The following is a 7,220-nucleotide window of genomic DNA, read 5'->3' as shown; positions in this document are numbered from 1 at the left end:
AGTGGCAGACCGGGCAGAGGTGAGTGGTCATTCCGGAACTCCTGGTTGGCGGTCCCAGTACGACACACCGGATCCGGGCTTGAAGTATGTCTTGGTGGTGCCGTCCGGCGTGTAGGACGCGAACGTGTTGGTCTCCGGGTCGTACATCCGCACGGTGCCGTCCGGGCCGACCTTGACCTGGTGCGAGCCCTCCGTGCGGAACCGCGCCGCGAGGTCCGCGTACTCGTCGGCCGACCGTGCACCCACCTCGGCGCCGTGGCGCGCGAAGTGGTCGTCGAGCGCACGAGTGGACGACCACCCTGCGGGCGGCGGACCGGCCGCACGCTCCGCCGCACTGACGTCGTCCAGGCCGACGGGCACACGAGTGGTCAGATCCTCCACGTCGTCGGCAGCTCGTCGCACCGTCGCCATCGACGTCTCGGTGCGCCGCATCCGAGCGAACGCGTGCAGCGCCGCGATGACCGCGCGCACTCTCGAGGCGGTACGTGCGAAACGACCGGCCGTGATCGCCGCTCCCGCCGCGGCCGACAGTCCCGCGGACACGAAGGCCAACCCGATACCGACCGCGACGGCCGCCGCCTCCTCCACCGCGAACTGCTCGATCAGGTCGCGGATGTCGCGGCGCGTCTTCTCGAGCTGCTCGGCGTAGTCGTGGCACGCGGCGGCCAGCCCCGAGCACGCACCCGCCACCGCTTCCACTGCCTCGGACAGTCTACGGAGGTCCCGCACCATCGCGTCCCGCTCCGGCACGTCCACGGCACCCAGATCGGCTGCGGCACCGAGCACCTCGGACCGTGCGTCGAGCATCGCCTGCCCCAGCACGATCCACGCGCTCGACGCGTCCCGCAGTGCGTCGGTGTCGCCGTTGGGGCACGGCACGCCGACCGCATCGGCCAGCTCCACCGCACCCTGGAGCCCCGGGCCGAGGTCACCCACCGCGCTCGGGTACTCGAGCTGCCGCGCGGCGGATGGTGCCCGTCCTGCCGTCGGCGGGGTACTCGGAACCACTGCGATCGACTCCGCCGCAACGTGATTCGCACCCGCCTGATCGACGAGCCGCGCCAGCACCGACGTCGCCGAGAACGTCGTGGCGAGTGCGCGGGAGAGGTCGACGACGGATCCGTCGTACGCCCGGCCCCACTGCTCACCCGCGGCGTCGCTTCCCGCCATCGCGGCCCACGCGCGCGACGCACCGTGGTGGACGTTCACCGCACTCGCCATGATCTCGTCCGCGCGATACACCGACCGAGCCGCCTCGGCGTAGACCTCGGGTGACACGTCGAGAACGACCGGGGGCGCCATCAGTCGCGCCCGAACATGCGGCTGTTCGACTCGAGGGCCGCGGTGTACGACGAGTGTGCCCGGCGCGCAGCGTCTCTCATGGTCTCGACACCGACCGCCATCTCGCGAGCCCCGGCCGACCATGCGCTCTGCGCGGCGCGATGAGCCTCTGCCGCCGTGCCCTCCCACGGCAAGGCGGACACCCGCACCGACACGTCGTCGAGCGCGACCCGCGTGGCCTCGGCCAACCGCGTCAGCCTCACGACCACGGCATCCAGTTCGGCCAGGTCCACTCGGTAGCCCGTCACACCGCACCCGCGATCGCGGCCGCGGCCGTGTCGTCCTGTCCCGCATAGGCAATGGCTGCGATCTCGAGTCGACCCGCTGAGTCCTCGAGCGCCGCGACCACCGATCGGGCGCCGTGATGAACGGTGCCCCACCCGTCGACGAACGCTGTCGCCGCCAGGCCCTGCCACGAGGCGGACACCGCGGCGACGACCGAGGCGGCCTCCGCGACCTCCCGCTCGAGATCCAGCGACACCCTGCCCAACGCCCTGGCCGCGTCCACCATGGTCGCCGCGTCGACAGCCGTGTGTTCCATGCCGTGCTCCCCCCGCCCGGCGCCGGCGACCGGTCGTCGGCGGCGTGTGCAGGCATGGACGGGCAGGACTCACGTTCGGTTCCCGCGGAACCGGTCAGCAGTGTCCGGACACACGAATGCGGCGCCTGCCCCGTGCAGACGCCGCATTCGGATGGTGGTCACTGTGCTCCGTGGTGACGGTGCACGGTGATCAGATCAACGCTGCCCCCTCGTTCGAACGAACAGTCCGCAGCATTGACCCGGATATCTCTCGGCGATCAGCGGTCGAGCTTGTGCTTCACCGTCTCGGCCAGATCCTGACCGAAGCTCTGCGCGACCGACAGTCGCTTCTGGGCGACCCGGCGCGGGGCGTTGCGCCGACGGCGCACCACGACGACGGCCACGATCGCACCGACGACGGCGGCGATGACGGGGGCGCTCACTGCGGAGGCCTTCTTCACGTCGGACGAGTTCGCGTCGAAGCTGCGCACCTGCTGGGCGACGTTGTCCGCGGCGTGCTTGGCACGATCGGCGACCTCGCCGGCCTTGTCCTGCGCCTTGGCAGCGACCTCGTTCGCCTTGTCGGCTGCCTTCTCCGCGACGTCCCCGGCCTTGTCGGCCACCTCGTTCGCCTTGCCGGCAGCCTTGTCCGCGACCTCGTCGGAAGCCTTGTTCGCCGCGTTCTCCGCCTTGTCTGCGACGTCCCCGGCCTTGTCCTTCACGGCACCTGCGGCATCGTCGACAGCTTGACCGGCCTTGTCGGCGGCCTGCTTGCCGTCCGCCTTGGTCTGCTGGGCTGCACCCTCGGTACGCAGCGAATCGTCGCCCGTGACCTCTCCGGCCTTCTTCTTCGCGGCGCCTGCGGCCTCGTCGACCTTGTTCTGTGCCTTCTCGATGAAGTCGGCCATGATGCACTCCTTTCGACGCTGCCCCTACCGGGCGCGCTCGTGTTCGTATGAAGGTGAGTCGTACAGAGAACGGAGAAGCGCGCGCCGACGACACATGATCTGGGTCACAGCCCGCGTCGACCTGACGGGACGACCGGACCGGTGACCGCATTAAGGTCGGCGCATGGGATCCAACCGACCGGGCAACCGCGGGCAGAAGCGCGCCGCCAAGACCGCGGCGCGGAGACGCCGACAGACCTCGGGGCCGACGGCGTCCACGACAGAGCGGGTGCTCGCTCGCTTCGTGACGTGGATGGCCGCTCAGGAGGGCGCGGGAGACGTCGAGCCGACGCGTCGCGTCGTCGAGTCGCTCCTGGGTGAACTCACCCGGGTCCACGAGGGATTCACCCCCACGGCCTGGACCCCGGACGACGCCCACCTCGTTCTCGACGCCGCCGAATCCGTCCTCGCGCAGAACACCGAGGCGAGCGAGGACGCCGCGCTCCACCTCGTGTTCAGCGCCCTGTCCTATCTGACGTTCCTCGACGACGAGGACATCTGGAGCGGCAGCGACGCCGACTACGAGCACTGCATGGAGGACCTCACCGATTTCGTCGACGGCGTCCCCGACACGCTGACGCCCGAGGACATCACCCTGCCCGAGGTGACTGCGGACGCGGAGTCGGCGGCACTGGCCGAGCTCGCGATCGTCCGCGACGTCGACGCCCTGCTCGCCTGGTCGAGCACCGGTCGGCCGATCGACGCGAAGGAGGTGGCCGCCGCGCTGGGGCTCACCGTGCCCGCGTCGACGTTCCAGATGCCCGCCGACGTGCCCGAACTCGCCCACGCCTGGACCACCGCCGTGTCGTCCGGCGTGGTGGAGATCTCGGACGCCGGCGCCGCTCCCGGACCACTCGCGGCGAACGTCCGGGCGCGTGAGGCGGACGCTCTGCGCACCGTCGTCGCGGCGCACGTCACGGCGCAGTTGTCCGCCGACGACGAGATCGACGTCTCCGCCTCGGTGGCCGACAGCTTCGTCGCCCAGGCGGTGCTGGCCGCCATGACGCCGGACCCGCCCGAGGGCAACCTGGACGAGAACTACGACGACCTCGAGGGCGAGGACAAGCGGACGGCGGAGTTGGTGACCGCGAAGCTCCGAGCGTTCATCGACCAGGGACTGCTCGTCGGCGGAGAGGTGTTGCTGGTGCCACCCGAGCTCCGGCACGCGGTACTCGACGGCGTGGGACGCGCGGACATCTTCGGCACCGTTGCCGCAGAGACCTCCGCCGAGGACTGACACCGCGGCGTAGCGTGCGCGGCGTGGCCCTGATTCATCGCGCGACCATCGTTCCCACCAAGATCGACCTGCTGCGGCAGTGGGTTCCGCTGCAGCCGTGGGCGGCAGGCATCGACGCCGGCACTCTCGAGGTCGTCGACGCCTACCGCTTCGACGATCCCGACGGCGAGGTGGGACTGGAGTCGCACCTGCTCCGCGCCGCCGACGGGACGATCCTGCACGTGCCTCTCACGTACCGATCGGCACTGCTACCCGGCGCCGAGACGGCGCTGATCACCACCATGGAGCACAGCGTGCTCGGGACCCGCCACGTTCACGACGCGGCGCACGATCCGGTGTATCTGGCGACGCTGCTGCGGACCGTTCTCACGGGCGGAACTCAGGCGGCGTTCGAGTACGCCGAGCCCGGGCCCGAGCGCGAAGTCACCGCACTCGTCCACGGAACCGGACAGGCCGGCGCCGACGTTCCCGACGTCCACGCGCCGTCGGTCGACACCCGCGGCACCGACACCGTCGTCGACGTCGGCACCGCCGTGCTCACCCTGCATCGCGTCCCGCTGGACGGCCCGGCCGATCGCGACGCCCTTGTCGGCACGTGGGCCGGACGGGCTCACCCTGCCGTTCTCGCGACGGCCGTCCTGCATGGAACCGCGCACGGCGGGTAGGCCACTGCCGACGAGCGGGGCCGACACGTGACGGGGGCGGGGGCGTGTCGACGCCCCCGCCCCCGGGTCATCCCGCCGACCAAGTCATCCCGCCGGCTGGGTGTCGGGAATGCCGCTCTCCGGTGGGGTCGCCTCCTCACCGGTGTACTCCTCGACGGCCGAGTCGCCGATGTCCGTGACCAGCACCGGGGTCAGGTTCTCCGGCTTGCCGTTCGTGATCTTGTAGACGCTGGCACCGGAGATACCGAGATGACTGTCCTCGGAGTAGCGGAACGGGGCGAGCTGAGGGCCGGGCAGGTCCTTGCCCTGCGACTGCAGCGCCGCCACGATCGACTCCCTGGTCGGGTTCTCGCCCGCGGCCTGCAGCGCCTGCACGAAGGCGTAGGCGTGGCTCATGCCGTAGATGCGGTAGTTGGTCAGCTCCTCACCGGTTCCGTTGGCGGCCCACACCTTCTGCCACAACTGCGTCCACGGGTTGTCCGGCGAGTCGATGCCGGGGATGTACTCGAGGGAGATCATGTTCTCGAGCGACGAGGCGCCGTCGGTCACCGCGCCCTGGGAGAAGCGTCCGAGCAGCGACCCGACGAGGTCCACGTCGGAACCGATGGAGCTGTAGAACCATTCGGGCGTGTAGTTCAGTCGACGGGAGACCAACTGGCTCAGTGCCGTGTACGACGGGACGTTGAAGCCCAGGATCAGATCGGCACCCGCCGCCTGGAGGGACGCGATCTGCGGGGCGACGTCGGTGTTGCCGGACGTGTAGCGGGCGACGCCGACGATCTGATCCTCGAGGTACTGGCGCACCGCGGCCTCGCTGTCGCGGCCGAGGTCGTCGTCCTGCAGGAACAGGCCCACCTTGGCGTCCGGCCGGTTCTTCTGCACCCAGTCGCCGATGATCTTGCCCTCGACCTGGTAGTCGGGCTGCCACCCGAAGGTGTTGGGGTACTTGGCCGGATCGTTGCCCCACATGATCGCGCCCGAGGACACGAACAGATCGGGGACGCCCTCCTCGTTGAGGAAGTCGATGACCGCGCTGTGTGTCGCGGTGCCCAGACCGCCGACCATCGCGAACACCTCGTCCTGCAGGACCAGCTCGTTGACCACCTGCGTGGTGGTGGTCGGGTCGTACGCGTCGTCACGCACGAGGTACTCGATCTGCCGACCGTTCACCCCGCCGGCGGCGTTGACGTAGTCGAAGTAGGCCTTGGCGCCCGTGGGGATCTCGCTGTACCCGGGAGCGGCGACTCCCGTCAGGGGATAGTGCGCACCGATCTTCACCGAGGTGTCGGTGATCCCGACGGTCGAGCCCTCCGTGGACTCCTCCGCCTCCTCACGGCCACCCGCACCGCACGAGGCCACCAGTACGACGGCCGCAGCGAGAGCGGTGCCCCGCTGCGCCCATGTTCGGATCCTGTTCATCGAACTCCTTCTCTCTTCAGACGACGCTGTACGAGACGACCGCGGACCGTGCCGACCAGTCCGAGTGGCGCGAAGAGGATTACGACCACGGTGAAGATGCCGGTGACCAGAGGCGCGAGTTCCGCGGCCTGCAGGCTGCTCAATCCGGCGTCGAGGCCCAGGTTGGTCACCACCGGCGGGATGTAGGTGAGGAGCGCGGCACCGATGAGAGCGCCTGTCAGCGAACCGAGTCCGCCGATGACCACAGCGGAGAGCAGGGTCAGGGACAACACCAGCGTGAACCCGCTCGGCGCGGCGATGCGGGAGGCCATCGCCATGATCGCCCCGGCTGCACCGGCACACGCGGCACTGACCACGAAGGCCAGCACCCGTGCCCGCCCGAGGTCGATCCCCGCGATCTCGGCCGACACCTCGTCGTCACGCACGGCGCGCCACCGTCGTCCGACGCGACTCGACGACACGTTGGCCAGCAGGAAGAACACCAGCACGAGCAGGAACCACCCGACGTAGGCCACGAACTTCGTGGACGTCAGCTCGTTTCCGGTGACGAAGAAGGCGATGTCGTCGAGCGCGGACGGCACGTCGGGACTGGGCACGATGAGACCCTGCTCGCCCCCGAGGTACTCCGAGAAGTACAGCGCGAGACCAGGGACGGCGACGGCGAGCGCCAATGTCGCGCCGGCCAGGTAGGGCCCGTGCAATCGCGCCGCGGCGACCCCGACGACGACCCCGACCAGACCGGCCACGACGGTGGCCGCGATCAGGACCAGGGGCACCGACCAGCCGGACTCGTTCGCCCGCAACATCAGTGCCGCGGTGTACGCGCCGACCGCCATGAACGCACCGTGCCCGAGGGAGAGCTGACCGTTGAATCCGGTGAGCACGGTCAGTCCGGCCGCGGCGATCGCGAGATACGCCACCGACGTCAGCTGGCTCTGCCGGAACGTGCTGACGCTCTCCAGCACGAGAATCACCACGACGAGGGCCAGCAGAGCGCCGAGCAGGTGCCGCCGCACCGGAGTCGACACCACGCGGGCGACGCGCGAGCGTGCGGGTGAGGGGGTGGGCCTGTCGGTCGTCGTCACGGTCAT

Annotated in this window: 8 protein-coding genes; 2 read left to right on the top strand and 6 right to left on the bottom strand. The window is 70.0% G+C overall.

The window, feature by feature from the left end; translation table 11 throughout:
• Positions 1-27 precede the first annotated feature (27 nt).
• From ASG69_RS08765 to ASG69_RS08750, 4 genes are all read right to left on the bottom strand, one after another.
• Positions 28-1,302, bottom strand: a complete 1,275-nt coding sequence (locus ASG69_RS08765; RefSeq protein ID WP_056442044.1) for a WXG100-like domain-containing protein — start codon at positions 1,300-1,302, stop codon at positions 28-30.
• The gene (locus ASG69_RS08760) at positions 1,302-1,589 is read right to left on the bottom strand and encodes a WXG100 family type VII secretion target (protein ID WP_235578887.1); all 288 of its coding nucleotides are present in this window, start codon (positions 1,587-1,589) and stop codon (positions 1,302-1,304) included. The genes ASG69_RS08765 and ASG69_RS08760 overlap by 1 nt, the downstream gene beginning before the upstream one ends.
• Entirely contained in the window at positions 1,586-1,882 is a 297-nt protein-coding gene (locus tag ASG69_RS08755; protein WP_056442041.1) for a WXG100 family type VII secretion target, read from the bottom strand. The genes ASG69_RS08760 and ASG69_RS08755 overlap by 4 nt, the downstream gene beginning before the upstream one ends.
• A 257-nt stretch (positions 1,883-2,139) precedes the next feature.
• Positions 2,140-2,769: a CsbD family protein gene (locus ASG69_RS08750; protein ID WP_056442036.1), complete on the bottom strand. Its 630-nt coding sequence runs from the start codon at positions 2,767-2,769 to the stop codon at positions 2,140-2,142.
• A 163-nt stretch (positions 2,770-2,932) separates the two neighbouring features.
• Here ASG69_RS08750 and ASG69_RS08745 point away from each other — a divergent pair, with 163 nt between their 5' ends.
• Together ASG69_RS08745 and ASG69_RS08740 are read left to right on the top strand one after the other, a co-directional pair.
• Positions 2,933-4,045, top strand: a complete 1,113-nt coding sequence (locus tag ASG69_RS08745; protein ID WP_056442034.1) for a hypothetical protein — start codon at positions 2,933-2,935, stop codon at positions 4,043-4,045.
• Positions 4,046-4,068: 23 nt separating this feature from the next.
• Positions 4,069-4,710 (top strand): CG0192-related protein, encoded by a 642-nt coding sequence (locus ASG69_RS08740; RefSeq protein WP_056442430.1) that lies wholly within the window; start codon positions 4,069-4,071, stop codon positions 4,708-4,710.
• An 84-nt stretch (positions 4,711-4,794) separates the two neighbouring features.
• Here ASG69_RS08740 and ASG69_RS08735 read toward each other — a convergent pair whose 3' ends face one another.
• Positions 4,795-6,129 carry an ABC transporter substrate-binding protein gene (locus ASG69_RS08735; protein ID WP_056442031.1) on the bottom strand — a complete coding sequence of 445 codons (1,335 nt, stop codon included), beginning with the start codon at positions 6,127-6,129 and terminating at the stop codon, positions 4,795-4,797.
• A complete protein-coding gene (locus tag ASG69_RS08730) occupies positions 6,126-7,220 on the bottom strand; it encodes a branched-chain amino acid ABC transporter permease (protein WP_056442026.1) in 1,095 nt (364 codons plus the stop codon). The genes ASG69_RS08735 and ASG69_RS08730 overlap by 4 nt, the downstream gene beginning before the upstream one ends.

The sequence above is a fragment of the Rhodococcus sp. Leaf225 genome, assembly GCF_001426145.1.
Classification (GTDB): Bacteria; Actinomycetota; Actinomycetes; order Mycobacteriales; family Mycobacteriaceae; genus Rhodococcoides.
The sequence above is the reverse complement of the archived record's forward strand: the minus strand, read 5'-3'. Positions and strand labels throughout refer to the sequence as shown.